Origin of the sequence: Campylobacter concisus (genome assembly GCF_002913765.1) — a bacterium.
Lineage (GTDB): Bacteria > Campylobacterota > Campylobacteria > Campylobacterales > Campylobacteraceae > Campylobacter_A > Campylobacter_A concisus_BB.
On the sequence record NZ_PPCH01000017.1, the window covers coordinates 34,451 to 60,588 of the forward strand.

The 26,138-nt window shown below is 39.9% G+C and carries 25 protein-coding genes and 1 tRNA gene; 18 read left to right on the forward strand and 8 right to left on the reverse strand.

Annotation, left to right across the window (positions count from 1 at the left end):
- The first annotated feature begins 21 nt into the window (after positions 1-21).
- Genes CYO89_RS04795 through ribD form a run of 7 tightly spaced genes read left to right on the forward strand, consistent with a single transcriptional unit; the run spans position 22 to position 6,982 of the window.
- On the forward strand, positions 22-276 hold the full coding sequence (locus CYO89_RS04795; protein WP_004317260.1) for a hypothetical protein: 255 nt from the start codon (positions 22-24) through the stop codon (positions 274-276).
- Positions 263-2,920: a translation initiation factor IF-2 gene (gene infB, locus CYO89_RS04800; protein ID WP_103597319.1), complete on the forward strand. Its 2,658-nt coding sequence runs from the start codon at positions 263-265 to the stop codon at positions 2,918-2,920. Before CYO89_RS04795 ends, infB begins: the two co-directional genes overlap by 14 nt.
- The gene (rbfA, locus tag CYO89_RS04805; RefSeq protein ID WP_004317240.1) at positions 2,917-3,282 is read left to right on the forward strand and encodes a 30S ribosome-binding factor RbfA; all 366 of its coding nucleotides are present in this window, start codon (positions 2,917-2,919) and stop codon (positions 3,280-3,282) included. Before infB ends, rbfA begins: the two co-directional genes overlap by 4 nt.
- On the forward strand, positions 3,275-3,691 hold the full coding sequence (rimP, locus tag CYO89_RS04810) for a ribosome maturation factor RimP (protein ID WP_103597320.1): 417 nt from the start codon (positions 3,275-3,277) through the stop codon (positions 3,689-3,691). Before rbfA ends, rimP begins: the two co-directional genes overlap by 8 nt.
- Before the next feature lies 1 nt (position 3,692).
- A complete protein-coding gene (locus CYO89_RS04815) occupies positions 3,693-5,342 on the forward strand; it encodes a formate--tetrahydrofolate ligase (RefSeq protein WP_103597321.1) in 1,650 nt (549 codons plus the stop codon).
- Positions 5,343-5,353: 11 nt separating this feature from the next.
- Positions 5,354-5,905 (forward strand): hypothetical protein, encoded by a 552-nt coding sequence (locus tag CYO89_RS04820; protein WP_103597322.1) that lies wholly within the window; start codon positions 5,354-5,356, stop codon positions 5,903-5,905.
- A gap of 15 nt (positions 5,906-5,920) precedes the next feature.
- Positions 5,921-6,982 (forward strand): bifunctional diaminohydroxyphosphoribosylaminopyrimidine deaminase/5-amino-6-(5-phosphoribosylamino)uracil reductase RibD, encoded by a 1,062-nt coding sequence (gene ribD / locus CYO89_RS04825; RefSeq protein ID WP_103597323.1) that lies wholly within the window; start codon positions 5,921-5,923, stop codon positions 6,980-6,982.
- Here the strand turns inward: ribD and CYO89_RS04830 are convergent.
- From CYO89_RS04830 to CYO89_RS04840, 3 genes are all read right to left on the reverse strand, one after another.
- Positions 6,979-7,842: a VIT1/CCC1 transporter family protein gene (locus CYO89_RS04830; RefSeq protein WP_103597324.1), complete on the reverse strand. Its 864-nt coding sequence runs from the start codon at positions 7,840-7,842 to the stop codon at positions 6,979-6,981. The two genes, ribD and CYO89_RS04830, sit on opposite strands and share 4 nt — an antisense overlap.
- Positions 7,843-7,902: 60 nt before the next feature.
- A tRNA-Leu gene (locus tag CYO89_RS04835) sits at positions 7,903-7,987 on the reverse strand.
- Positions 7,988-8,035: 48 nt separating this feature from the next.
- Positions 8,036-8,338, reverse strand: a complete 303-nt coding sequence (locus tag CYO89_RS04840) for a F0F1 ATP synthase subunit C (RefSeq protein ID WP_004317263.1) — start codon at positions 8,336-8,338, stop codon at positions 8,036-8,038.
- Positions 8,339-8,544: 206 nt separating this feature from the next.
- Here CYO89_RS04840 and CYO89_RS04845 point away from each other — a divergent pair, with 206 nt between their 5' ends.
- From CYO89_RS04845 to pckA, 7 genes are all read left to right on the forward strand, one after another.
- Positions 8,545-9,891 (forward strand): sodium-dependent transporter, encoded by a 1,347-nt coding sequence (locus tag CYO89_RS04845; RefSeq protein WP_103597325.1) that lies wholly within the window; start codon positions 8,545-8,547, stop codon positions 9,889-9,891.
- Positions 9,891-11,222 (forward strand): sodium-dependent transporter, encoded by a 1,332-nt coding sequence (locus CYO89_RS04850; protein WP_103597326.1) that lies wholly within the window; start codon positions 9,891-9,893, stop codon positions 11,220-11,222. The genes CYO89_RS04845 and CYO89_RS04850 overlap by 1 nt, the downstream gene beginning before the upstream one ends.
- A gap of 1 nt (position 11,223) precedes the next feature.
- Positions 11,224-12,576: a sodium-dependent transporter gene (locus CYO89_RS04855; RefSeq protein WP_004317243.1), complete on the forward strand. Its 1,353-nt coding sequence runs from the start codon at positions 11,224-11,226 to the stop codon at positions 12,574-12,576.
- Positions 12,569-13,078: a TRAP transporter small permease subunit gene (locus CYO89_RS04860; RefSeq protein WP_103597327.1), complete on the forward strand. Its 510-nt coding sequence runs from the start codon at positions 12,569-12,571 to the stop codon at positions 13,076-13,078. The genes CYO89_RS04855 and CYO89_RS04860 overlap by 8 nt, the downstream gene beginning before the upstream one ends.
- Positions 13,078-14,466, forward strand: a complete 1,389-nt coding sequence (locus CYO89_RS04865; RefSeq protein ID WP_035170118.1) for a TRAP transporter large permease — start codon at positions 13,078-13,080, stop codon at positions 14,464-14,466. Before CYO89_RS04860 ends, CYO89_RS04865 begins: the two co-directional genes overlap by 1 nt.
- A 122-nt stretch (positions 14,467-14,588) precedes the next feature.
- Positions 14,589-16,391: a biotin/lipoyl-containing protein gene (locus CYO89_RS04870; protein WP_103597328.1), complete on the forward strand. Its 1,803-nt coding sequence runs from the start codon at positions 14,589-14,591 to the stop codon at positions 16,389-16,391.
- A gap of 105 nt (positions 16,392-16,496) precedes the next feature.
- The gene (gene pckA / locus CYO89_RS04875; protein ID WP_181001889.1) at positions 16,497-18,071 is read left to right on the forward strand and encodes a phosphoenolpyruvate carboxykinase (ATP); all 1,575 of its coding nucleotides are present in this window, start codon (positions 16,497-16,499) and stop codon (positions 18,069-18,071) included.
- Between the two features lie 540 nt (positions 18,072-18,611).
- Here pckA and CYO89_RS04880 read toward each other — a convergent pair.
- The 4 genes from CYO89_RS04880 to CYO89_RS04895 form a co-directional block, all read right to left on the reverse strand.
- Positions 18,612-19,304 (reverse strand): aspartate/glutamate racemase family protein, encoded by a 693-nt coding sequence (locus tag CYO89_RS04880; RefSeq protein ID WP_021089668.1) that lies wholly within the window; start codon positions 19,302-19,304, stop codon positions 18,612-18,614.
- Positions 19,305-19,468: 164 nt separating this feature from the next.
- The gene (locus CYO89_RS04885) at positions 19,469-20,824 is read right to left on the reverse strand and encodes a cation:dicarboxylate symporter family transporter (RefSeq protein ID WP_021084182.1); all 1,356 of its coding nucleotides are present in this window, start codon (positions 20,822-20,824) and stop codon (positions 19,469-19,471) included.
- A gap of 11 nt (positions 20,825-20,835) precedes the next feature.
- A complete protein-coding gene (locus CYO89_RS04890) occupies positions 20,836-21,330 on the reverse strand; it encodes a peptidylprolyl isomerase (RefSeq protein ID WP_103597330.1) in 495 nt (164 codons plus the stop codon).
- Between the two features lie 11 nt (positions 21,331-21,341).
- Positions 21,342-22,049, reverse strand: coding sequence for a YebC/PmpR family DNA-binding transcriptional regulator (locus tag CYO89_RS04895; RefSeq protein ID WP_021093135.1), 708 nt, complete (start codon positions 22,047-22,049; stop codon positions 21,342-21,344).
- 150 nt (positions 22,050-22,199) lie between these two features.
- Here CYO89_RS04895 and CYO89_RS04900 point away from each other — a divergent pair, with 150 nt between their 5' ends.
- The 4 genes from CYO89_RS04900 to CYO89_RS04915 are packed head-to-tail and all read left to right on the forward strand — an operon-like array spanning position 22,200 to position 25,675.
- Complete coding sequence (locus tag CYO89_RS04900) at positions 22,200-22,754, forward strand: GNAT family N-acetyltransferase (protein WP_103597331.1); 555 nt, start codon at positions 22,200-22,202, stop codon at positions 22,752-22,754.
- Positions 22,751-22,954: a heavy-metal-associated domain-containing protein gene (locus CYO89_RS04905; protein ID WP_009294304.1), complete on the forward strand. Its 204-nt coding sequence runs from the start codon at positions 22,751-22,753 to the stop codon at positions 22,952-22,954. Before CYO89_RS04900 ends, CYO89_RS04905 begins: the two co-directional genes overlap by 4 nt.
- A gap of 1 nt (position 22,955) precedes the next feature.
- Positions 22,956-25,133 carry a heavy metal translocating P-type ATPase gene (locus CYO89_RS04910; protein WP_103597332.1) on the forward strand — a complete coding sequence of 726 codons (2,178 nt, stop codon included), beginning with the start codon at positions 22,956-22,958 and terminating at the stop codon, positions 25,131-25,133.
- Between the two features lie 2 nt (positions 25,134-25,135).
- The gene (locus tag CYO89_RS04915; RefSeq protein ID WP_021084180.1) at positions 25,136-25,675 is read left to right on the forward strand and encodes a hypothetical protein; all 540 of its coding nucleotides are present in this window, start codon (positions 25,136-25,138) and stop codon (positions 25,673-25,675) included.
- 2 nt (positions 25,676-25,677) lie between these two features.
- Here the strand turns inward: CYO89_RS04915 and CYO89_RS04920 are convergent, their stop codons facing one another.
- Complete coding sequence (locus tag CYO89_RS04920; RefSeq protein ID WP_012001374.1) at positions 25,678-26,067, reverse strand: hypothetical protein; 390 nt, start codon at positions 26,065-26,067, stop codon at positions 25,678-25,680.
- Positions 26,068-26,138: the final 71 nt, after the last annotated feature.

A 26,138-nucleotide genomic window follows, 5' to 3' on the forward strand; every position in this document is an offset into this window, starting at 1 on the left:
AAACAAGTTTAAAAAGGTATAATGAATAAAAATAATCCAGTAAGGACATGCGTCGCTTGCAAAGTTAAATTTTCTCAAAACTTGCTAAAAAGATACCGCTTGGTAGGCAAGAATTTAGAGTGCGGCAAAGGAGATGGTCGCAGTTTCTATCTATGTGATGGCTGTTTGCAAAAAGACGACAAAATTTTAAAAAAAATAATTGATAAACAAACTAAAGGTGCCCTCGGACTTGACGCACCGAAGTTAAAGGAGATACTCTTAAATGAGCAATGTTAGGATTTCAGAGATCGCAAATGAGCTTGGCTACCCAAGTAAAGAGATAGTCGAAAAAGCTCAAGAACTAGGCCTAAAGGTCAAAACTCACTCAAATGCTGTGAGCCTTGAAGAGGCTGAAGCAATATATGAATACGTTCAAACTGGCGTAATACCAGATAAATTTAAAAAGAAAAAGAGCGAGCCAAAGGCAAAAAAAGAGCCTAAAAAAGAGACAGAAAAAGAGCCAGCAAAAAAAGAAGAAAAACCTAAAACTGAGCCTAAAAAGGCAGCTACTAAGGCTGAGCCAAAGCCTGAAAAGGCAAAAGTAGAGCCTAAAAAAGAGGTGCAAATTTCAGAAGAAAAACCTAAAGCTGAGCCTAAAAAAGAAGAGCCCATAAAGGTCGAGCAAAAGCCAGCAGAAGCACCAAAACCAAAAGAGAGCTTGGCTGATGTGACCCAAAAAAGACGCGGCCTTGTGATAGTTAAAAAGAAAAAAGATTACGAGGCACCAGCTCCAGTAAAAGAGGAGAAAAAGGCTGAGGCGGCAGTGGCTAACATTAGCGATTTTAAGAGCATGTTTTCTGCTAGCGATGAAAATTTGGCTAGAAAAAAGAAAAAAGAGAAAAAAGTAACAGTTGTAAGCAAAAAAGATAGCGCTGAGAAGATGGACTTGCTTGGTGGAAGTGACTTTGGTGACATCGTGCTTGAAGATGAAGATGTGGTTGTATTGCCTGATTTTAGCTTTAAAACCCCAGCCCCAGCTCCGATGCAAAGGACAAAACAGCCAAGTGCGATGAAGACAACCGTCAATAACACGATAAATTCGTTTGGCGAGGGTGGCATACAAAGAAGAGCTAGAAAAAAACACAAAAAGCCTGAAAATAAACAAAATAGCGAAGCTGTAACTTCGATAAATATCCCAAAAGAAATTCGTGTTTATGAATTTGCTGAAAAGCTAAATAAGCAGCCAAGCGAGGTCATAGGTAAGCTATTTATGCTTGGTATGATGACAACTAAAAACGACTTTTTGGATGAAGATGCGATAGAAATTTTGGCTGATGAGTTTAATGTCGAGGTAAATATCATCGACGATCAAAAAGAATTTGACTACGTAGCAGCCTATGAAGAGGAGATAAAAGACGATGAAAATCTCCAGCCAAGAGCGCCAGTTATAACCATTATGGGTCACGTTGACCACGGCAAAACCTCACTACTTGACTACATAAGAAAGTCTCGTGTAGCAGCAGGCGAGGCTGGTGGCATCACTCAGCACGTGGGTGCCTATATGGTAAATAAAAATGGCAGAAACATTACATTTATCGACACTCCAGGTCACGAGGCATTTACAGCTATGCGTGCAAGAGGCGCTGGTGTAACTGATATAGTTATCATAGTTGTTGCAGCAGATGACGGCGTAAAACCACAGACAAAAGAGGCAGTTAGCCACGCAAAAGCCGCTGGTGTGCCAATAATCATCGCAATAAATAAAATAGATAAAGAGTCAGCAAATCCTGATCTAGTAAAAACCGGTCTTGCTGAGCTTGACATCATGCCAACAGAGTGGGGTGGCAAGTATGAATTTGTGCCGATCTCTGCAAAAACAGGCATGGGCATAGATGATCTACTTGAGATCGTGCTTTTGCAGGCTGATCTTTTGGAGCTAAAGGCAAACCCAAAGGCAAACGCAAAGGCTACTGTCATCGAGAGCTCACTTCAAAAGGGTCGTGGTCCAGTAGCTACCATCATCGTTGAAAATGGCACGCTTCATGTCGGAGACACTGTCGTAGCTGGCGTTGCATACGGTAAGATAAGAAGCTTGCTTGATGATCAAGGTAGGCCATTAAAAGAGATAAAACCAGGCGAATGTGGCGTGATAGTGGGTCTTAGCGAGATAGCAGAGGCTGGCGAGACATTAATAGGCGTAAAAACTGATAAAGAAGCTCGTGAATACGCACAGAAAAAGGCTGAATATATCCGCCAAAAAGAGCTTAGCAAGAGCACAAAGGTTAGTATCGATGAGCTTAGCGCTAAGATCGCTGAGGGCGAGCTAAAGACACTCCCAGTCATCATCAAAGCTGACGTTGGCGGCTCACTTGAAGCATTAAAAGCGAGCCTAGAAAAACTAGCAAACGACGAGATCAGAGTAAATGTGATCCACTCAGGTGTTGGCGGCATCACGCAAAGTGACGTTGCACTTGCAAGCGCAAGTAACGACTGTATCATCCTTGGCTTTAACATAAGGCCAACTGGCGAGATAAAAGAGAAGGCAAAAGAGAGCGGCGTCGAGATAAAAACTTACAATGTTATTTATAATCTAATCGACGACGTGAAGGCGATTTTAGGCGGACTAATGTCACCTATCATCAGAGAAGAGCAGCTTGGTCAAGCTCAGGTTCGCCAAGTGATCCACGTGCCAAAAGTTGGCACTATCGCTGGATGTATCGTCACTGAGGGCACGATAAACAGAGGGGCAAAAATTCGCCTTATTAGAGAAGGTGTGGTCGTTTATGAGGGCTTAGTTAGCTCATTAAAACGCTTCAAAGATGACGTAAAAGAGGTTGCTAAAGGTTACGAGTGTGGCGTTGGCATCGAAAATTTCAACGACATTAGAGAAAATGACTACATCGAAAGCTTCAAAGAAGTCAAGGAGAAAGCTACTCTATGAACGCTAACGAAATAAAGCGTATGAGAACAGAGAGCGTGCTAAAAGAGCTCATACCAGAGGCTCTAGCCACTCTTGAAGATAGCATTTTAAAGGGACTTTGCGTCACTGACGTCGAGTGCAAAAAGGGCAGATATGACGCCTTTGTCTATCTTGACAAGATGATGTTTGATGAGCGCGAACAAGAGTATATTTTGGGGCATCTAAAGCGTGTTTGCAGGCACTTGCAAAACCACTGCATGGCGGCTGAGGGCTGGTATAGATGTCCAAATTTTCACTTTAAATTTGACGATAGATTAGAGTATCAAAACCATATGGATAAGTTGTTTGATAAAATTTCAAAGGATTTAAACAAAAATGGATAATTTAGACAAACTAGTACGCGAATGCGGTGTAGAGCTTTACGACAGCGAGATCGCAAATGAAAATGGCAGGGCTATTTTTAGAGTTTATATCACAAAAAATGGCGGAGTAAGCCTTGATGACTGTGAAAAAGTGAGCCGTCTGCTCTCGCCTATCTTTGACGTGACACCGCCAGTTAGCGGGGATTATAACCTTGAGGTTAGCTCGCCTGGCCTTGAGAGAAAGCTTAGCAAGCCATCTCATTTTAAATCAAGCATCGGTGAGCTAGTTAAAATTCAAACCGAGGCTGAGAAATTTGCAGGAAGGCTCGTAAAAGCGAACGAAGAGAGCATCGCAGTAGAAAACGAAGAGGGAATTTTTGAGATCAACATCAGTGAGATAAAAAAAGCAAAAACATATTTGGAGTGGTAAAATGCTAAGCGACATCGAGATAACTCACCAAACGAAACTTGAACACATCAGTAAAGTTGCCGCAAAACTAGGCTTAAACGAAGACGAGCTTGAGCTTTACGGCAAATTTAAGGCTAAAATTTCTCCAAGGCTTGAGCCATCAAACTCAAAGCTCATCTTAGTCACCGCGACTAATCCAACCCCATACGGCGAAGGCAAAACGACTATGTCGATCGGCCTAGCCGACGCACTAAATTCACTTAATAAAAAGGTCTGCCTAGCACTTCGCGAGCCATCTTTGGGACCAGTTTTTGGCATAAAGGGTGGAGCAGCAGGTGGCGGCTACTCGCAGCTTGCACCTATGGAGGATCTAAATTTACACTTCACTGGCGATTTTCACGCGATAACTTCGGCAAATAACCTCATTTCAGCGATGATAGATAATAGCCTCTATCAAGAAAACCCACTAAAAATCGAGAAAATTTTATGGAAGCGCTGTATGGATATGAACGACCGCGCGCTTAGATTTATCACTGTGGGTCAGGGTGGCAAAACGGACGGCGTGCCAAGAGAAGATGGCTTTAATATCACCGCCGCAAGCGAGATCATGGCTGTACTTTGTCTAGCAACAAGCTTATCAGATCTAAAAGAGCGCGTAGCAAACATCATGGTTGCTTACGATAGCGATAAAAAGCCTATCTACGTGCGTGATCTAGGTTGCCAAGACGCTGTTTGCATACTTTTAAAAGATGCGATCAAGCCAAATTTATTTCAAACACTAGAGCGCACACCTACACTCGTGCATGGTGGTCCATTTGCAAACATCGCACACGGCTGCAACTCTGTCATCGCAACAAAAACGGCTCTAAATTTAGCTGACTACGTCATAACTGAAGCTGGCTTTGGCTCGGAGCTTGGCGCGGAGAAATTTTTAGATATAAAGTGCAGGGTTGCTGAGATTAAACCAAGCGCTGTGGTGCTTGTAAGCACGATCAGATCGCTAAAATATAACGGCGAAGCAAATAAAGACGAGATCACAAAACCAGACATGAATGCCCTTAAAAAAGGCATAGAAAACCTTGGCGGCCACATCGAAAATTTAAAAGTCAAATTTGGTCAAAACGTAGTTGTGGCGCTTAATAAATTTGGCTTTGACACTGATGAAGAGATAAATTTCGTAAAAGAGTACTGCCGTGAGCTTGGCGTAGAAGTAGCAGTTTGCGAGAATTTCTTAAAAGGCGGCAAAGGTGCGCTTGAGCTTGCCGAGCTAGTTTTAAAGGCGTGCGATAAGCCAAGCAAGATAAATTTCACCTACGAGATGAGTGACGATACGAAAACTAAAATAGAAAAGGTCGCTAAGGAAATTTATGGAGCTGGCGAGGTGGTCTTTGAAGAGGCTGCTCTTAAAAAGCTTGAGATGATAAAAGAGCTAAAATTGAGCCATTTGCCAGTTTGTATCGCAAAAACTCAGTATTCATTTAGTGACGATGCGAAGCTTTTGGGTAGAGCAAAGGGCTTTACTTTTAGTGTAAAAGACCTTGACATTAGAACTGGAGCTGGCTTTATCGTCGCAGTTTGCGGTAAGATCATGCTAATGCCTGGACTTCCAAAAGTGCCGGCTGCGGTCAATATGAGGATAGATGCCAACGGCAAGATTGACGGCTTGTCGTAAATTTAGAAAATATGAAATTTGTAAAAATACTATTTTTAATAGTTTTAGGTGCTTTCTTTGTTGGATGCGCGGGAAGATATAAATATAATGTTGAGCCAACGCCGATACAAAAAGGCGTGGCTAAATACATTGTTAGTGATTTTAACCTGACATTGACAAATCAACCAACTAGATACGAATACAATCCTAACTATAAAAATGAAAGCGAACTTCGTGATGAATTTGTGGAATTTATAAACAAACATCTAAAAAAGCAGGGCATTTTAGGAGACGAAAATAGCTTTAAGATAAAAATACAAATGGATTATGAAAGATGGTTTAACTGGGGTGGCAAGGCGTTAAACAAGCCTCACTTTAGCTACAGCGTGAAAATTTATGATAACGCAGATAGGCTATTGGTCTCTTATGCTATACCAGTCTCTACGACAAAATATAGCTATTTTAAAGAGATAGCTGTTTTGGCGGAGATTGCTGCATTTAGGTGGGATGCACAGGATGAGCCAACCGATATCGACTTGATCTCAAAAACTCTTGTTGATGAGATAAAAGATATAGGAAAATAAATATAGTCTGCTAAGATGAACGACGAATTTTACATGGGTCTTGCTTTAAGCGAGGCTTGGAAATTTCAGATCCTGACCTACCCAAATCCAGCCGTTGGATGCCTTATCCTTGATGAAAATGGGCAAATTTTATCTTGCAAAGCTCATGAAAAGGCTGGATATTTACACGCTGAACCGACAGCGATACTCTTTGCGCTTTGCAAAAAAAGTGAAAAATTTAAAGATGATTTTATAAAAGCATATAATGCTAAATTTAGCTCCAATATAAAAGAGGGCGAATTTGGCCTTTTAGAGCCAAAATTTACCTATAAATTTATACTAAACAACCACTCAAATTTACTAAAAAATGCAAAAGCTTATGTCACGCTTGAGCCTTGCTCGCATCACGGTAAAACGCCACCTTGTGCAAATTTGCTAAAAGAGCTTGGCTTTAGCGATGTGATAATTGGCAGCCACGATGAAAATAAAATAGCAAGTGGCGGTGGAAATTTGCTTCAAAGTGCTGGAGTGAAAGTTAAATTTGGCGTTTTAAAAGAGCGCTGCGATAAGCTACTTGAGCCATTTTTGGCTTATCAAAATGGTGGATTTAGCTTTTTAAAAATAGCTCTTAGTAAAAACGGCGTGGCAAGTGGTGGCATCATCACAAATGAGCTTAGCCGCACGCATGTGCATAAACTTAGAAGCGTCATAGATACGTTAATAATCGGTGGCAACACAGTGCGGACAGATCGACCAAGGCTCGATACCAGACTTATAAAAAATGGCAAAAACCCAGATGTCATAATCTACTCAAGAGGCGATAAATTTGATGAAACATTGCCACTTTTTAGCGTGCCGGATCGCAAAGTTAGCATTCAAAAAGAGCTTGATCTAAAAGGTCTTAGCATGTTTGAAGGAGCAGGTGAGTTTTTAAAACTTGCAAAAGAGGGCAAACTAGCAAATGTAAAGTGGCTACTTATCTATCAAAGCTCAAATTTCAAAATTGGTGAAAATTTGAGTCTTGATCTAAATTTAAAACCACTTTTTAGTGGGAATTTTGGGGACGATAGCTACACTTGGTATGAAATTTTGGATTAAATATCTAGTCCAAAATAGTGTTTAACTAAAAAGCCGATGCCAAAAGATATGATCGCAACGCCAAAAGTTATCACGCACATCTCAATCACTCTTGGTAAAAATTTAAGCTCTTTTGCCACGCTTATATAAAAGTTGTAAGTGATGATAGCAACCAGCGCAAAGAAAAACATCGACAAGACGGCGTAAAGACCGCTTGTAAAGATGAAAAATGGAAGTATTAAAAATGCCGTTGTTATGATGTATGAACCGCCTGTGTAAAGCGAGTAGGTAAGCGGTTTGATCTCGTCGCTTGGATTCTCTTTTGACTCGAGATATGCTGAGCCAGCCATAGAGAGTGCAGCTGCTACGCCCATGATAAGGCCTGTTGCGCCAACTGATTTTGTATTTGAAAAAGCAAGCGCGATGCCGCTAAGTGTGCCTGTTAGCTCAACTAAAGCATCATTCATGCCAAGCACGATGCCACCAGCATTTACGAGTTTTGTGTCTTTTAACATGGAGATTAGACTATTTTCGTGGTTCATCTCCTCTTCGTAAATATCACGAGCTTCAGGATATTCATCTACTATGTCAAGATAAAATTTCTCTGCATTTTCTTCGCGTGACTCCATAAATTTTAGAGTAAAAGAGGTGCCAAAAATTTTAACAAGTATCGTATAGAAAATGACTTTGAATAAATTTGCACTTCTGCTCTCGCCAGTTATCTTTTGACAAAAAGCATAGTGGCGTCTCTCTTCTGCGATTAATTTTCGAAGTACCTTTTTGTTCTCTTCGACTTTTTCGCTAGCTTCTAGAAGTGAGTATATAGCAACATCGTCTGCTTCGTTTTGTAATTGTTTTAAGGCACGTTTTTTATCTAACACAAAATTTTCCTTTTTTATAGCTTAGAAATTTAAGATTTTGATTTAGAAAGAGAGATAAGATGGTGCGATCAGCGAGACTCGAACTCGCACACCTAATGGCACTACCCCCTCAAGATAGCGTGTCTACCAATTCCACCATGATCGCAAAAAAGAACAAAAGCCCCAAAAGAGGGGCTAAATTTAAGCTTTACGCTTAGCCAAGCATTGGGTTTGCGTAAAGAACGATAAGTGTAATAACAAGTGCGTAGATAACTTGTGCTTCGATCATCGCAAGAGCGATAAACATTGTAGTCATAAGTTTGCTACCTACACCTGGGTTTCTAGCTGTTCCGCTGATAGTTGCAGCAGCTGTGTTACCCATACCTATAGCACCACCAAGAGCTGCAAGGCCAAGGCCGATACCGCCAGCGATAACTGAATATGATCTGATCATCTCGCCGTCAGCGCCAAATGCAAATGCAGCAAGACCAAGAATTAAAAACACGATCTTTTTCATCGTTGCTCCTTTAAAATTTTAAAGCTCTTTCGGATCTGTCCCCTACTTAAACTTTATGAGCCGTAATATTACAAAAACAAAACTTTGTTTCAAATAAAAACACTAAAAATTTAAATTGCCTATAAAAAATTCTTGGCTTAGAAAAATGAAAGTTTTTTTATGCTATCTTTGAAAGAATTTAATTTATTCTTAATCTTAGGTTTTCAATGATAAACGAGAAATTTTCAAAGATAGGCTTTGTCCTTGCTATGGCTGGTTCTGCTGTGGGTCTTGGCAATGCCTGGAAATTCCCTACTATGGTGGGAAATAACGGCGGTTCGGCATTTATTATTTTATATTTGCTTCTTACATTTGCTATAGCGTTTGTGGCATTTTTAGCCGAGCTTAGCATCGGCAAACTTGGCGAAAGCGACATTGTAAGTTCTCTTTATAATCTTGCTCCAAAAAATAAAAAAGCTTGGTCACTCTCTGGCTTTTTCATGATCGGCGCGATACTTATAGCTTCATTTTATATGGTTGTTATTGGCTGGATTTTAAAGTATATCTATCTTAGTTTTTCGCCACTTTTATCTGACACAAAAGCTGCAGGCGAGCAGTTTAACACGCTTTTGGCAAATGATCTAAGTAGCGCTGTGCTTTGTTTTAGCCTAGTTTTTTTAATGGTATTTTTTGCTGTTTCAAAAGGCATAAAAAGTGGCATAGAAAAGCTAAATATATGGATGATGCCAAGCCTTTTTGTCTTGCTGGTTTGCATGCTTTTTTACGCGCTTAGCATGGGAGATGGCTTTGTAAAGGCTGCTAAATTTTTATTTGTACCAAATTTTAGTGCGATCACGCCAGATGTTGTCTTGCAGGCTCTCGGCCTTGCGTTTTTCTCGCTATCTATGGGCGTTGGCGTCATACCAACATACGCTGCAAATTTACCAGAGCGCACAAATTTAATAAAATCAACCCTCTCTATCATCTTTATAAACATCTTGATAGGTATTATGATGGGGCTTGTCGTATTTACCTTTATATTTGCTTATGGGGCTGATAGCACGGCAAGTGGTCCTGGCCTTATCTTTATCTCGCTTGTCACGCTTTTTGCAAAGCTTGGCATCGTTGGCAACGTTATGGCGGTTGCATTTTTCATATCATTATTGTTTGCTGGTATCACGAGCGCGGTTTCGATGATCGAGCCTTTTGCCTATTATTTGGTTAGGAAATTTGAAATTTCAAGAAAGATGGCGCTTCTTTACGTCGGTGCCTTTGTCTATATCTTGGGTATCTTTTGCATACTTTCATATTATTCAGACACATCAAGTGCTTTTAGCGTTTGTGGTAAGCCATTTTTTGACGCGCTTGACTTTCTCACATCAAATATCATGATGCCAATAGGCGCTATCGTATTTAGCTTTTTTGTTGGCTATAAACTTAAAAAAGAGAGTTTGTATCTACTCTTTGGCGAATTTATGGGAAGAGCATTTTTTGAAATTTGGTACTTTTTCTTAAGATATGTCGTGCCAGTTGCCATTTGTGCGATAATGATCTACCAGATGGCAGGTAAATAATGGCAGAGAGATTTAGTAAAATTGGCTTTGTCTTATCGATAATTGGAGCGGCTATCGGCCTTGGTAATGCGTGGAAATTTCCATACATGGTCGGCAGTAACGGCGGTTCGGCATTTATCCTTATATATCTATTTTTTGCCTTTGCTGTTGGTCTTAGCATATTTTTTGCTGAGATGGCGATGGGTAAAATTTCACGTCTTGATACGGTTGGAGCGTTTAAAAGCCTAGCTACAAAAGGGGCAAATTCTTGGAAATTTGCCGGCGTTATCATGGTGACTGGACTATTTATCGCTTCGTTTTACACGCTCATCATTGGCTGGGTTTTAAAATACGTCATTTTAAGCTTTGGCGAGCTACCTAAAGATATCGCAAGTTCAGAGACGCTTTTTGTAAATTTCACTTCAAATGGCATAGGTGAGCAAATTTTATACTTTAGTATCGCATTTTTTGCCTACTTTTTCATCCTTACAAAAGGAGTAAAAAGCGGCATCGAGCGCATAAATGTCTATCTTATACCAGCTCTTTTTATCCTGCTTTTGCTTATGCTTGGCTACTCTTTTGGTATGGATGGCTTTGATAAAGCGGCTAAATTTCTACTAGTGCCTGATTTTTCAAAGATAGATCAAGCAGCTGTTTTAAACGCTCTTGGACTTGCTTTTTTTACGATGTGCGTTGGTATCGGCTGCATCCTTACCTACTCATCAAGTCTAAGCGATGATACAAATTTATTTACCTCTTCACTCTATGTCGTCTTTGCAAATATCATAATAAGCGTCATCATCGGCCTTATCGTCTTTACATTTACATTTGAGTTTGGCTCAGAGCCATCAAAAGGCGCAGGGCTTGCTTTCATCTCGCTACCAACGCTATTTGCAAAGCTTGGTTTGCTTGGAAATTTCTTGGCATTTACATTTTTTATATCACTATTTTTTGCTGGCATCACCTCAGTTATCTCGATGGTTGAGCCATTTATATTTTTCTTAAGCAAAAGCCTAAATTTTAGTAGAAACAAATCGATCCTAATCGTCGCTTGCGTGGTTTATATTTTAGGAATTTTATGTGCGTTAAGTGGCACAAGCGAATTTAAAGATGCACTTACATTTTTTGGTAAGAGCTTTTTTGACCTGCTTGATTACCTTAGCTCAAATATCATGCTCCCACTTGGTGGTATCTTGTTTGCTATCTTTGTTGGCTACTTTATGAAATTTGAGCTTTTAAAAGAGCTATTTGTGCCTTATATGGGCAAGGTTGTATTTAAAATTTGGTATTTTTTAATTAGATTTGTGGCTCCACTTTTAGTTCTGGTGGTGTTAATAAGGGAGATCTCATAATATGGCAAAAGAACAATTTTCTAAAATAGGCTATGTCCTAGCAGTCGCTGGATCGGCTGTCGGACTTGGCAATGCATGGAAATTTCCATACATGGTTGGTGAAAACGGCGGTTCGGCGTTTATTATCCTATATCTTTTGATAACTTTTCTAGTCGGCGTGCCTATCTTTATGGCAGAGCTTAGTATCGGCAAGCTTAGCGAGAGCGACAGTGTAAATGCTTTTAGAAAGCTAGCAGCTAAAAATAAAAATTTATGGCAGCTGGTTGGAATTTTAGCCATGGTGACAGCAGCTATCATCTCATCATATTACATCGTGATCATCGGCTGGGTCTTTAAGTATTTTGTCCTATCTTTTTCTGGCTTGCCAAGTGATATAGATAGCTCAAAAGTGATATTTAATGATCTTTTGACGCATGGTCTTGGTGAGCAGACGCTTTATTTTGTTATAGCATTTGCAGCTTGCTTTTACATCCTTTCAAAAGGCGTAAAAAGCGGTATAGAGAAGCTAAATGTTTGGATGATGCCAAGCCTATTTATCATGGTTTTGATCATGCTTATATTTTCTATGACGATGGATGGCTTTTCTAAATCAGCTGAGTTTTTGCTCATCCCTGACTTTAGCAAAATTTCATTTAACTCGCTCTTGCTAGCTCTTGGACTTGCATTTTGGACGCTATCTCTTGGTATGGCAGCGATCATTACCTATTCAGCCAGCCTAAGCGATGATACAAATTTAGCCACTTCAACGCTAAGCATCGTCTTTATAAACATCGCTCTTGCTATTATGATAGGTCTTGTTATCTTTACCTTTATATTTGAATTTGGAGCTACTCCGTCTCAAGGACCAGGACTTGTCTTTATCTCACTACCAACGCTCTTTGCTAAGCTTGGCGTGATAGGTCAAATTTTGGCTGTAGCATTTTTTGCTGCACTCATCTTTGCTGGTATCACATCAGCGATCTCTATCGTTGAGCCATTTGTATTTTTCTTGATCAGAGAGTATGGCATGAGTAGAAGAAAAGCTCTTAGCATAGTTGGAGCTGGGATTTTCATAGTGGGATTTTTATGTCTTTTATCAAATATAGAAAATGTTGGCGATAAATTTATGCTCTTTGGTAAAAATTTCTTTGATTTTCTTGATTTTACCGCTTCAAATATTTTGCTACCTATTAGCGGCATCGGTGGGGCGATATTTGTTGGATATTTTATGAAAAGAGATGCTTTATATGTGCTATTTAGCCCATATATGAGCGATTTTGTATTTAACGCATGGTATTTTTTACTAAGATATGTAGCACCAGTTTGTGTGCTCATTATCATGATAAATGAACTATTAAAGGTTTTTAATGGATAAGATTGAGAAATTTTTTGACAAGGCTGGCGATATAGTCGGCTATATTTGTATGTTTATTATGGCTTTGATGATAATAGACGTATTTTTTAACGTTGTGGCAAGATACTTTTTCTCTTACGGCAATGTTGCATTTCAGGAGCTTGAGTGGCACTTTTTTGCCGTGATATTTCTACTTGGCATGAGCTATGCCCTAAAAGAGGACGCACACGTCAGAGTTGATATCTTTTATGCTAAATTTTCGCAAAAAAACAAAGCCCTTGTAAATATGCTTGGCACTGTATTTTTTGTTATGCCATTTGCGCTTTTGGTTTCAAATTTATCATTTGGATTTGTAGGAGATGCTTATAGTTCCGCAGAAGCTAGTGCGGATCCAGGCGGTCTTACTCACAGATGGATCATAAAAGCGATGATCCCTTTTTCATTTTATGTGCTTGTATTTTTTGCGATCGGCTTTTTTATAAGAAATTTCAATCTTTATAAAAAAGCTAAAAAGGGGGAATAATGGCTGGTTTAATAATGTTTATAGCCGCGCTATTGATGCTTGGCATTGGCTTTCCAGTGGCATTTACCTTTGGTGCGGTTGCGATGATATTTGGCATGGTTGGCAGTGTCGTAGAGAGCCTTAGCGATGGCGATGGGCTACTTGGCAGTATAGAAGTATTTAAAGATATGTTTAACTTCATGCCATATAGAATTTTTTCTATCATGGAGAGTAGAATTTTTATAGCAGTTCCACTCTTTGTCTTTATGGGCGTCGTGCTTCAAAAGTCAAAGCTAGCCGAGAGACTACTTGAGAGCATGGGTATGCTCTTTGGAGAAATTCGCGGTGGTATCGCTATTAGCACTATCTTGGTTGGCGCGCTTCTTGCAGCATCAACTGGCGTCGTAGGAGCTAGCGTCGTTGCTATGGGCGTTATAAGCTTACCTGTAATGCTAAAGTATAAATATGATCAATCCCTAGGTTGTGGCACGATATGTGCTGCTGGTACGCTTGGTCAGATCATCCCACCTTCTATCGTGCTTATCATCTTGGGCGATATCTTCTCAGTGCCAGTTGGCGAGCTTTTTCACCAAGCTGTTGTGCCAGGACTTACGCTAGTTGGTGTTTATATAGTTTATATTTTGATAGTTGCTTATCTTAAACCAGAGGTCGCTCCTATCGTAAAAGATGAGAGTGGCGTTAGTAAATTTAAGCAGATCATTAGAGCGCTAACTGCGATCTTCCCACCACTTTTGCTAGTTATTTGTGTGCTAGGATCCATTTTTGCAGGTATTGCTACACCGACTGAAAGTTCAGCATTTGGCTGCGTGGGCGCTATCATTCTCGCTATGTTTTATAGGACATTTTCATTTTCTATGATGAAAGAGGCTTTGGCTGAGAGCGTAAAAACTACAGCTTTAGTCTTTGCCATACTTGTTGGTGCGACTGCCTTTTCTATGGTCTTTAGCTACACTGGAGGCGATGAGATAGTTGAAAATTTCATGACAAATTTACCAGGCGAAAAGTGGGGCTTTATCATCTTTAGTATGGCTGTTATCTTTGTGCTCGGCTTTTTTATCGATTTTGTCGAAATTTCATATATCGTGCTTCCTATCTTGGTGCCAATAGCCGCAAAACTTGGCATAAACCCAGTCTATCTAGCGATCCTAGTTGCTATGAATTTACAAACTTCATTCTTGACACCGCCATTTGGATTTAGTCTATTTTTCTTAAGATCAGTCGCACCTGCTGAGATAAAAACATCTGCTATTTATAAAGGCGTGGTGCCTTACATCATCATCCAAGTGGCAGTTTTAGTCTTTTTCTGCGTATTTTTAATGGAGATAAAGCCGGTGCTTGATGCGAGCCACGGCGGATTATTTAACTTCTTACTCTCACTTTTTAAATGATATAAAAGTTTTTGGTTGTAAAATACCAAAAACAAGCAAAATGGCTAATTTGAGTTTCTGCCCAACTTAGCCATTTTTTATGACTGCTTTTTAGTAATTTTATAAATTTAATGAGGTGAAATATGGCAAAGAAATTTATCGATGTTATGGATACGACCTTTAGAGATGGCTTTCAGTCAGTTTATGGCGCTAGAGTGCTTATGAACGACTTTTTGCCCGCGCTTGAAGCAGCCAAAGAGGCTGGCATAGAGCATTTTGAATTTGGCGGAGGAGCGAGATTTCAAAGCCTTTATTTTTACCTAAATGAAGACGCTTTTGCGATGATGGATAAATTTAGAAGCATCGTAGGACCAAAAGCAAACCTTCAAACTCTAAGCAGGGGCGTAAATACCGTCACACTTGACACCGGTAGCCGCGAGCTGATCGACCTTCACGCAAAACTTTTCAAAAAACATGGAACCACTACTATTAGAAATTTTGACGCACTAAATGATGTTGAAAATTTAAAATATTCAGGCGAGAGGATCGCTCATCACGGGCTAAAACACGAAGTCGTCGTTACTATGATGGACTTGCCAAGTGGCTGTGTAGGAGCTCACGACGTTAAATTTTATGAGAAAATTTTAAGAGAAATTTTAGATGCAAATATCCCTTATCACAGCGTTTGCTTCAAAGATGCAAGTGGTACAAGCAGCCCACAAAAGGTCTATGAAACCATAAAAATGGCTAGAAAATTGTTGCCAGAAAAAACTCATATCAGACTTCACACACATGAAACTGCAGGCGTAAGTGTGGCTTGCTATCTTGCAGCGCTTGAAGCTGGCGTCGATGGTATAGATCTAGCCGCAAGCCCAGTAAGTGGCGGCACAAGTCAGCCAGATATCTTAACCATGCTTCACGCAGTGAAAGGCAAAAACTACGATCTTGGCGGACTTGACGTGGAGAAAATTTTAAAATACGAAAGCGTTTTGAATGATTGTTTAAAAGAGTACTTCTTGCCGCCTGAAGCTGTGCAAGTAAGCCCTCTAATACCATTTTCACCAATGCCTGGTGGCGCGCTCACTGCAAATACCCAGATGATGAGAGATAACAATATCTTAGATAAATTCCCAGAGGTCATCCTTGCTATGCGCGAAGTGGTGCAAAAGGGCGGATACGGCACTTCAGTGACCCCTGTTAGTCAGTTTTACTTCCAACAAGCCTTTAATAACGTTATGTTTGGCAAGTGGAAAAAGATCGCTGAGGGATACGGCAAAATGGTGCTTGGCTACTTTGGCAAGACCCCAGTTACGCCTGATAAAGAGATCATTAAGCTTGCTAGCGAGCAACTAGGGCTAAAACCAACCACAAAACACGCAGTTGATATAGCTGATAAAGATGAGAGTAAGTCACTTGCACATGTAAAAGAGATTTTAAAACAAAATAAGATCAAAGTTACCGAAGAAAACGTCTTTATAGCAGCAGCTTGTAAAGAAAAAGGCATCGCGTTCTTAAAAGGCGAAGCCAAAGTAAATGTTAGAAAAATTGATCCAAACGCTAAAGCAAATGAGGGCAGACAAACTCAAAGTGGCAGATATAGCGTCGTCGTAAATGGCAGCCGCTACAATGTCGAAGTAAGCGAAGGTTTTAACGACAGCATCCAAGTAAAATCAATCACTGAAGTTGAAGGCAAGAGCGTAAAAAATGCCAAAAGCGCAGTAGTAGGCGCAACAGAAAATGACATCGTCGCAAGCTTGCCAGGTGCTGTGCATAAAATTTTAGTAAGCGCAGGAGACCATGTCAAAAAAGGTCAGGCCATAGTCGTGCTTGAAGCGATGAAGATGGAGATAGAGGTCAAAGCCCCAAAAGACGGCATCATAGGCTCTATCGAGGTTAGCAAAGGTCAAAGTGTCGCGAACAATCAAGTGGTGGCTAAATTTAAATAAATTTGCCACTTTTAAAAAGATAGTGTTAAGCGAAATTTGATTAACATTTTGATGACTTTTAGGTCAAATTTATAAAGAAACGAAAATTTAAAAGGAAACAACATGATAAATAAGCTAGACGAGCTAGGTCTAAAAGAGATCAAAAAGATAAATCACAATCTAAGCTACGACGTGCTTTTTGAGCTTGAAAAGGCAAACAACGAGGGCAGAGTCTCAAGTAACGGCACATTTATGGTTGATACTGGAATTTTTACAGGCAGAAGCCCAAAAGATAAGTACTTTGTCAAGCAAGATCCAAGCCAAAAGTATATCGCTTGGGGCAAGATAAATCAGCCTATCACAAAAGAGCTTTTTGACAAGCTTCTTAAAAAAGCAAAAGATCAGCTAAGTGGTAAAGAAATTTTTATCCAAGACGCATTTTGTGGAGCTAGCAAAAAGAGCCAAAAATCAGTCCGCTTTGTCACCGAAGTAGCGTGGCAAGCGCACTTTGTAAAAAATATGTTCATCCGTCCAAGTGAGGCGGAGCTGGCTAAATTTGAGCCTGATTTTGTAGTATATAACGCTTGCAAGACAAAAAATGAGGACTACAAGGCTGATGGGCTGCACTCAGAAGTCTTTGTCATCTTTAACGTCGAGGAAAATGTCGCGGTGATCGGTGGCACATGGTATGGCGGCGAGATGAAAAAGGGCATTTTTTCTATGATGAACTACTGGTTGCCACTTGAGGGCAAACTAAGTATGCACTGCTCTGCAAACGTAGGTGAGAAGGGCGATACGGCGTTATTTTTCGGCCTATCTGGCACTGGCAAAACGACACTTTCAACCGATCCAAAACGCAAACTAATTGGCGATGACGAGCACGGCTGGGACGATGATGGCGTGTTTAACTTTGAAGGCGGCTGCTACGCAAAATGTATCAACCTTGATCCAAGCAGCGAGCCAGAAATTTACGCAGCGATCAGGCGTGACGCGCTACTTGAAAACGTAGTGGCTGACGAAAACGGCGTGGTTGATTACAAAGATGGCTCAAAGACTGAAAACACACGCGTGAGCTATCCGATCTATCACATCGACAACTATGAGCCAAGCTCAAGCGCTGGCCATCCAAAAAACATCATCTTTTTAAGCGCTGACGCTTTTGGCGTGCTTCCTCCAGTTGCAAAGCTCACAAAAGAGCAGGCGATGTATTATTTTTTGAGCGGCTATACAGCAAAAGTTGCTGGCACAGAGCGCGGTATAACTGAGCCAGTTGCTACTTTTAGTGCTTGCTTTGGCGAGCCATTTATGCCACTTCACCCAACCGTCTATGCAAAACTGCTTGGTGAGAAGATCGATAAGCACGGCGTTAATGTCTATCTTGTAAATACAGGCTGGAGCGGCGGTGCTTACGGCGTTGGCAAGCGTATGAGCATAAAAGCAACTCGTGCTTGCATAAATGCGATCCTTGATGGCAGCATCACAAAATGCGAATTTGAAAATTTTGATAAATTTAACTTCGCTATCCCAAAAGAGCTTGATGGTGTCGAGACAAAACTGCTAAATCCTATAAACACATGGGCAAATCCAGCTGAGTATAACGCTTCACGCGACAAGCTAGCTAAAATGTTTGTTGAAAATTTCAAACGCTACGAAGATGTAAAAGAGGGCGTTGAGTACGCCAAAGCTGGTCCAAAAGCTTAAATTTATAGCCTTGTTGGTAAATCCCTGCAAGGCTTTTTTAAATTTAAACTATCAAATAGTAAAAATTTTAGAGCTATAAAATATAGCTCTTTTTCAAATTTCTAATATAAAATTTAAAATATTTTGCGAAATAGCTTGGTCAAATTTAACGAGACTTTTTAAAATTTCTAACCAAAAGTCCACTCTTTATAAACCTGAAAATTTAATCGCCTGACATTAGAAATTTTAATATAAGTGATCTTTGTAGCTAGAGCTAAAATTTAGCCAAAACACTCCAACTAAATTTAAATCAAAATACTCAATTTCGCTAGATTTTTCTAAAGTTTCTCGCTATAAAACTACACTTATTAAGCAGCTCTAAAAATCACCCATCAGATATCAAAAATTTTTAATATAAGCAATCTTTGTAGCTAGAGCTAAAATTTAGCCAAAATGCTCCAGCTAAATTTGATATCAAATTTCTACTATAAAAGTTGCTGTTGTATTTAGTGTAAGTTGCAGTTAAAACTAAAATTTAGCCAGGTATCTGGCTAAATTTAATCAGAATACTCTCTTTTCTAGTCCAAATTCTACGCCAGCTTTTGCTAGCTCAAATGTCGCATCTATAAATTTATACTCGCTGCTGATAAATGGCAAAAACATCGGTATCTCGGTGCAACCTGCGATATAAACGTCAGCTTCAATGTTAGAAAGCACTTCGTAAAATACTGGCACATACTCTTCTAGCTTGCCAGCTTTGACGCCCTTGTAGATGCACTCCATGATGACATCTTGCGTCTCTTTGCTAAAATCCACGCTCTTTAGCCCGCGCTCTTTTAAAATTTGATCATAAACGCCAGCCTTTTTTGTGCCACTTGTTGCGATGACAGCGATATTTTTAGCGTGTGGATATTTCTTTTGCAAGGCATCTATGGTAACTTTTGCAATGTGCAAAATTTTCACTCCAGCCTCTTTTTCGATGCTTGGGGCAAAGTAGTGAGCTGTGTTACAAGCCATTAGCATCGCATCGCATCCTGCATTTTTTAAAAGTTTAGCACTTTGAATTAGCTTTGGAAGCGGACTTTCTCCCTCACCCATGATAAATTTTGTCCTATCTTCTATCTGTGCGTATGAGTCGATAACGATGTGTAGGTGCTCTTGATCGCAAGTTGCTGGGGTTATATCGATGATCTTCTTGTATAAATCAGCCGTGGCAAGTGGTCCCATGCCGCCTATGATGCCTAATGTCTTCATAACTCCTCCAAATTAAAATTTTCAATAATTATAATATTAGTTTCTATATTTAAAAATAAAATTTCTAAATTTTCATTGGGTATTGTAAAAATAGGGGATAAGCACTTTAAGTTTTGAAGTAAATTTTAAGATAAAAAGGGGCGATTTGCCCCTTAAAAATTCTATTATGAGTGGAAGTGAAATTCGTCTGGATGATCTAGTGCGTATCTAAATTTCTCCATATCGACCTTTTTATCCCAGATAGAAACTATCATGCAGCCAACGGCATTACCGCAAAGGTTACCAACAGCACGCATCTCTGACATAAATTTATCAACGCCAAGTAGCACAGCCACGGTGACGACTGGTATGCCAGTGCTTGGAAGTGCGCTTAGTGTGCCAGCAAGGACGACGAAGCCCGATCCTGTAACGCCAACTGCGCCTTTACTTGTGATCATTAGCACGATTAAAATGCTTATTAGGTGCTCAAAACTTAGCGGGATATTAAATGCTTGAGCTAAGAAGATAACGCTTAGGCTTAGATAGATGTTGGTGCAGTCAAGGTTAAATGAGTAGCCAGTTGGGATGATAAGGCCAACCGCGCCTCTATTTATGCCAGCTGCTTCTAGCTTTTGCATAAGTGGTGCAAGAGCTGTCTCGCTCGAGCTTGTCGCAAAAACGACCAAGACCTCTTTTGAGATAAAGCGCATAAATTTAAAGACATTGACCTTGGCAAAGTAGCAAATGACGCCAAGCACGACAAAGATGAAAAAGCAGCTTGCAAGCGCCATAACAACAAGAAGCTCCATCATACCAAGAAGCGTTCCGATGCCAAATTTACCGATCAAATAAGCCATCGCTGAAAAGGCAGCCACTGGACTAAATAACATAAGCCAAGTAAGAAGCTTTAAGACGTAGTGCTGGATAAATTCAAGCGGTTTTAGACAAGCTTGCTTTTTATCATGAGCAAGTAGCGAAAGCACGATGGCAACGACTATCGCCATGAAAAGCACTTGAAGTGTGTTTGACTTTATAAATGGATCAAGTATATGCACGTAAGGGAAGATGTCATCTACTGGCACAGCGCCTCTTAAAAGATGAAGTGTGTGCGCTAAAAAGCCGCTATTTGCGTCCATATTTCCAGCTTGAGATGTAAATTTAGCCACACTTGAGGCGTCAAGCTGAGTGTAGTCAAGGTTCATGCCGTGTCCTGGACGAAGTGTCTCGCCAAAGATGATACCAACAGCAAGAGCGAGCGTGCTAACTATCTCAAAGTAGATAAATGCCTTAAGTCCGATGGTGCCAAGATCTTTTAAGCTCTCAAGTCCGACGATGCCTGAGACGATTGTTAAAAAGATGATAGGGCCGATTAAAATTTTAAGGGCTTTTATAAAATAATCAATGCCTGGCTTACTTGCTATGCCAAGCTCAGGTGCGACCATACCGACGATAACACCGCCAACTATACCTATCACAACCCAAATGGCGAGATTGGTAAATAGTCTCACAAAGAGACTTTTTTGCGTTTTTGCACTCTCCATAAATTCCCCTTTTATAGGCTCTCTTTGATCTCTGCTGAGATGATCTTGTCGCCTTGTCTGATAGCATCAAGCACCTTTAAGCTCTCGTCATCAGCGCACTTTCCAAAGACTGTATGCACGCCGTCAAGATGAGGTTGCTTGCTGTGGCAGATGAAAAACTGCGATCCACCAGTGTCACGGCCTGCGTGAGCCATGCTAAGGCTGCCACGCTCGTGCTTTACCTTTTGATTGTCGCATTCGCATTTTATCCTCCAGCCAGGACCGCCTGTGCCTGTGCCATTTGGGCAGCCGCCTTGGATGACGAAATTTGGTATAACTCTGTGAAAATTTAGGCCATTATAAAAGCCTGTTTTTATCAAATGGACAAAATTTGCAACAGCTTGCGGCGCTTCCTCGGCAAAAAGCTCAAGTTTGATATCGCCTTTTTCTGTCTTTAAAACTGCAAATTTATCTTTTTTTAGCTCGTCTAAATTTATATCATAAACTTTTAACTCATCAAAACGCATGTTGCTCCTTTTTACTCGATATTTGTATAAACTGCTTGAACGTCATCGTCGTCTTCTAGCTTGTCAAGAAGCCTCTCAACCTCAAGCATTTGCTCTTCATCTAGGCTCACGGTTTGATTTGGTAAGTACTGAAGTGAAGCTTTTTTAACTACTAAATTTAGCTTCTCTATGCCTTCATGAAGTGTGCCAAAATTTGCGTAATCGCCATAAACAAATAGCGCATTTTCGTCTTCTTCGATATCGCTTAGTCCGTAATCAATCAACTCAAGCTCGATCTCTTCGATATCTGCACTTGGTTTTTCAAGCTCAAAAACGCTCTTTCTTGTAAACATAAAGCTAAGGCTACCACTTGGCAAAATTTCTCCGCCATTTTTGCTAAATATCGCTTTTACATTTGCAACTGTTCTTGTTGGGTTGTCAGTCGCGCACTCAACGATGATTTGCACGCCGTGAGCTGCTTTGCCGTCATAAAAGATAGTCTTGATATCAGCGCTATCTTTGCCATTTGCTCTTTTTATAGCCGCATCGATGTTATCTTTTGGCATATTTTCAGCCTTCGCTGCTGCGATGGCTGCACGAAGTTTTGGGTTCATATCTGGATCACATCCGCCATCTTTTGCCGCTACTGTTATAGCCTTTGCAAGTTTTGGAAATACCTTGCTCATCTTATCCCATCTAGCTTCTTTTGCTGCTCTTCGGTACTCAAATGCTCGTCCCATAAATATCCTTAAATAAATTTTTTACGGATTATAACTAAAAAAATTTTATACTTTTTTAAAACATTTTTAGTTTGTCTGCTAAAGCGCTTAATTTGTAAATTTGAGAATAATATTTGGTAAAAATTTAAGCTAAAGGCATATAATCATACCATGATAAAAAATGCTCAAAAACAAGATGCAAAAATCTGCATAAAACTACTAAATTTAGCGATGGAGGATATCGCCTATAAGCTAAGTGGCTACGACGATCATGTAAAAAGCGATGAAATTTTAGAGAAATTTTTTGTAAGCGAGACAAATAGACTTAGCTATAAAAATGTCTATGTCTATAAACGTGACGACGTGATCATCGCTGCGATGTGCGCTTACTTTGGTGGCGACACAGCTAAGCTTGATAGAGAAATTTCACAGCATCTAAAGGCTCTTGGCAAAGATGCCCAGATAGAAAAAGAGTGCTTTAATGATGAGTTTTATATAGATAGCATCGCCGTAGATGAGAAATTTAGAGGCCAAGGGCTTGCAAAAGAGCTTATCTTGCACTCATTTGCCAAAGCAAAAGAGCTAGGACATAAAAAGGTCTCGCTGATAGTTGATGTAAATAAGCCAAAAGTTCGTAAATTTTACGAGAGCCTTGGCTTTAAATTTAACACCAAAAAGATCATAAATTTACACGAATACGACCACATGATAAAGGAGATAATATGAAAACATTTGAGGTAAATAACGTGCATTGCCAAAACTGCGCAAATACTATAAAAAACGCACTTGAGGATGACTTTGGCGAGATAAAAGTCGATCTTAGCAAAGAGCCAAGGCAAGTAAGCGTCGATATAAAAGATGGCGATGTAGAGAAATTTAAATCAGAAATGGCTGATCTGGGATTTGACGTTATAAAGGAGCTTTGATATGCCTTTAAAAGTCAAGCTAAATATAGCGGGAATGAGCTGTGTAAATTGCTCAAACGCTATCGAGAAAGTTTCTAAAAAGATAGATGGCGTGCTTGATGCAAATGTAAATTTTGCAAATGCAAGCGGTGAGTTTGTCCTAAAAGACGCCAGCGTGCGTGAAGTTTTAGAGCAAAAGATAAAGAAGCTTGGCTACTTTGTGGCGACAAATATCGATGAATTTGAAGCCAAAAGAGACGAGCATATAACCTCGATAAGAAACAAATTTATATTTGCATTTATCGCAAGCATCGTGATAATGGCGCTTGAGATGTTCGCACCTCACAATATACTAGTAAATTTGCTCATGCTAGTTTTAGCATTTTTGGTTCTAGCTTTTAGCGGCAAAGACTTCTTTGCACACGCCATAGAGGCTGTCAAAAACAAAAACTACGATATGAATGTGCTTGTAGCTCTTGGAAGCGGCAGTGCATTTTTATACTCGCTTTTTGTTGTGATCTTTTCAAATTTCATCCCAGATGATCTAAAAAATGTCTATGTCTCGGGCGCAGCGATGATAATAGCCTTTGTTTTGCTTGGCAAATACCTTGAAGAGCGCTCAAAGGCAAAGGCTGGCGACTACCTAAAGACGCTACTTAAAATTTCACCAAAGACCGCCTTTTTGGTCATGCCAGACGGACAGAGCAAAGAGGTAAATGTAAATGAGCTAAAAGTAGGCGACATCGTCATCGTAAAAAATGGCTACAACATCCCAAGTGATGGCGTGATAGTCCAAGGAGGCGCTGAGATAGATGCTTCTATGCTTACAGGAGAGAGCTTGCCAGTTTATAAAGAGGTGGGAGATAGCGTATTTGCCGGCACTTTAAACACAAATGGCTACATAAGCGTCAAGGTAACAAAAAGCTCTTTTGAAAGCTTACTATCTCAAATTTTAAGCTTGTTAAGCGACGCTAGCTCTAAAAAGATGCCTATCGGACGGCTGGCTGATAAGATAGCAAACATCTTTGTGCCAAGCGTCGTGGCGATCTCAGTTCTTACATTTTTAATATGGATAATTTTTAGTGGAAATTTCGCCTATGCGATCTCTAGCGCGATCTGCGTGCTTATCATATCATGCCCATGCGCACTAGGACTTGCCACGCCAATAGCAATCGTAAGCTCCCTCTCGCGTGGTGCAAAAGCTGGGATTTTGGTGAAAAATCCAGAGGTTTTGGAGCTTATAAAAGATGCTAAATTTGTAGCATTTGATAAAACTGGCACGCTAAGTAAGGGGCTAATCAGCGTCAAAAGTTCAAATTTGAGCGAAAAAGAGCTAGAGCTAGTGGCATCTGCTGAAAATTTAAGCGAGCATCCGATCTCAAAAGCGATCGTAAGATATGCAAAACAAAATTACATAAATTTACAAAAGCTAAATGGTAAATTTCAAAACGTAGTTGGTCAAGGCATCGTCTATGAAGATGAAAGCAATAAGATAATAATAGGCAACGAAAAACTGCTTGCGGCAAATGAAATTTTGCTAAATGAAGCTGATAGTAAAGCGATAAAAGAGGCTACAAGTGATGGAAGCGGCGTCATACTTTGCGCGGTCAATCAAAAATTTAGCGGCTTTTTAACGCTAAGTGATGAGCTAAAAAATGAAGCAAATAGCGTTATAAACGAGCTTTCAAGGTTAAATTTACAAAGCGTGATCCTATCAGGCGACGATAAAAAAGTAGTGGCAAATATCGCTAGTAAACTAAACGTGAGCGAATACTACGCAAATATGCTGCCTGAGGACAAATTTAACAAGGTAAGAGAGCTCATGAGCCGAGGTGGCGTGATCTTTGTGGGAGATGGTATAAACGACTCGCCATCGCTCAAAGAGGCAAGCGTTGGTATCGCTATGAACTCAGGATCAGACATCGCTAAAGGCGCTGGCGATATCGTGCTTGTAAAAAATGACTTGCGTGGCGTGAGTGGGCTTGTAAAGCTTGCAAATGCGACTATTGCTAACATAAAAGAGAATTTGTTTTGGGCATTTATGTATAACGCCATTTGCATACCAGTGGCTGCTGGCGTGCTCTATCCGGTATTTGGACTGCTTCTAAGTCCAGTTTATGGCTCGATGGCGATGTGTCTAAGCTCGGTCACTGTCGTGCTAAATGCACTTAGACTTAGATATTTGAAGCTTAAGGATTAAATTTGAGACTTGGAGAGCTTTATAGCGTCGTAGCGGCTGCACTTGCTACAAATTTTAATGGCATCTTGGGTGTCTCATCTTTTATGCGTATCAAAAAGACAAATGCGTGGATAACGCAGACAAAGAGCGATGCGAACATAAAAGGAAATGAGCTTTACGCCAAATTTATCAAAGATGAGAGTAGTGCGGCCTTGTGTGATGATTTTGTCATTTTGAAGGCAAAATTTGAAGCAAGCTACTATTTCTCAAGCGCAAAAGATGATTTGGCGCAATTTTACAAGGCTATAAATTTTGAGCCAAAAATGGGCGAGGTTGATAGCATCTCAAATCAGCTCATTTTGATAGCAAATATCTTAAAAAAAGAGGCGACAAAAGAGTCTATGCAACTTCTTGCTGCTTTTAGCCTCTCATTTTTCTTACCTTATGCCGAGCAACTTGCAAAAGAGCTTGAACAAAATGCTAGCAGTAACTTCTATAAGTCAATGGGATACTTTTTGGAGGATTTTTGTTTGGTTTTAAAAACTATTATCGGTAAGGCTTAGTCTTAAGCCTGTACCATTTCTGTCATCTGAGTTTTAATACTTAAAATGTTATTCTGAATGCTTGATTGTTCTAAATTTAGATGATGAAGCATCTGCATAGAATCACGATCTTTCAGGTGCTGGATGCTTGAAATTTGATCAGCTATATCGCTTCTTTGATCTTGTAATTTTTCTAAATTTTTTTGTAACTCTGTGACATCTTCTTTTCTAATAATTGTAGGTTTTTGTCTAACTTCTTCTCTTTGTTCGACATGCACATCATTACTTCTAACGATATCTTTTGTGCCATAGCCAGAAGATACTAATATGCTGGTTTTAGCGCTACTTGATGATATAGATGTGTAGCCGTTATGATAGAAAACATTTGAGTTCATATTTGCATCTATTTGCATATCGTCCTTCCTTTTTAGTTTATTTCTTCATTTAAAACTATATCGGCAATAAATCAAAAAACTTGAAATAG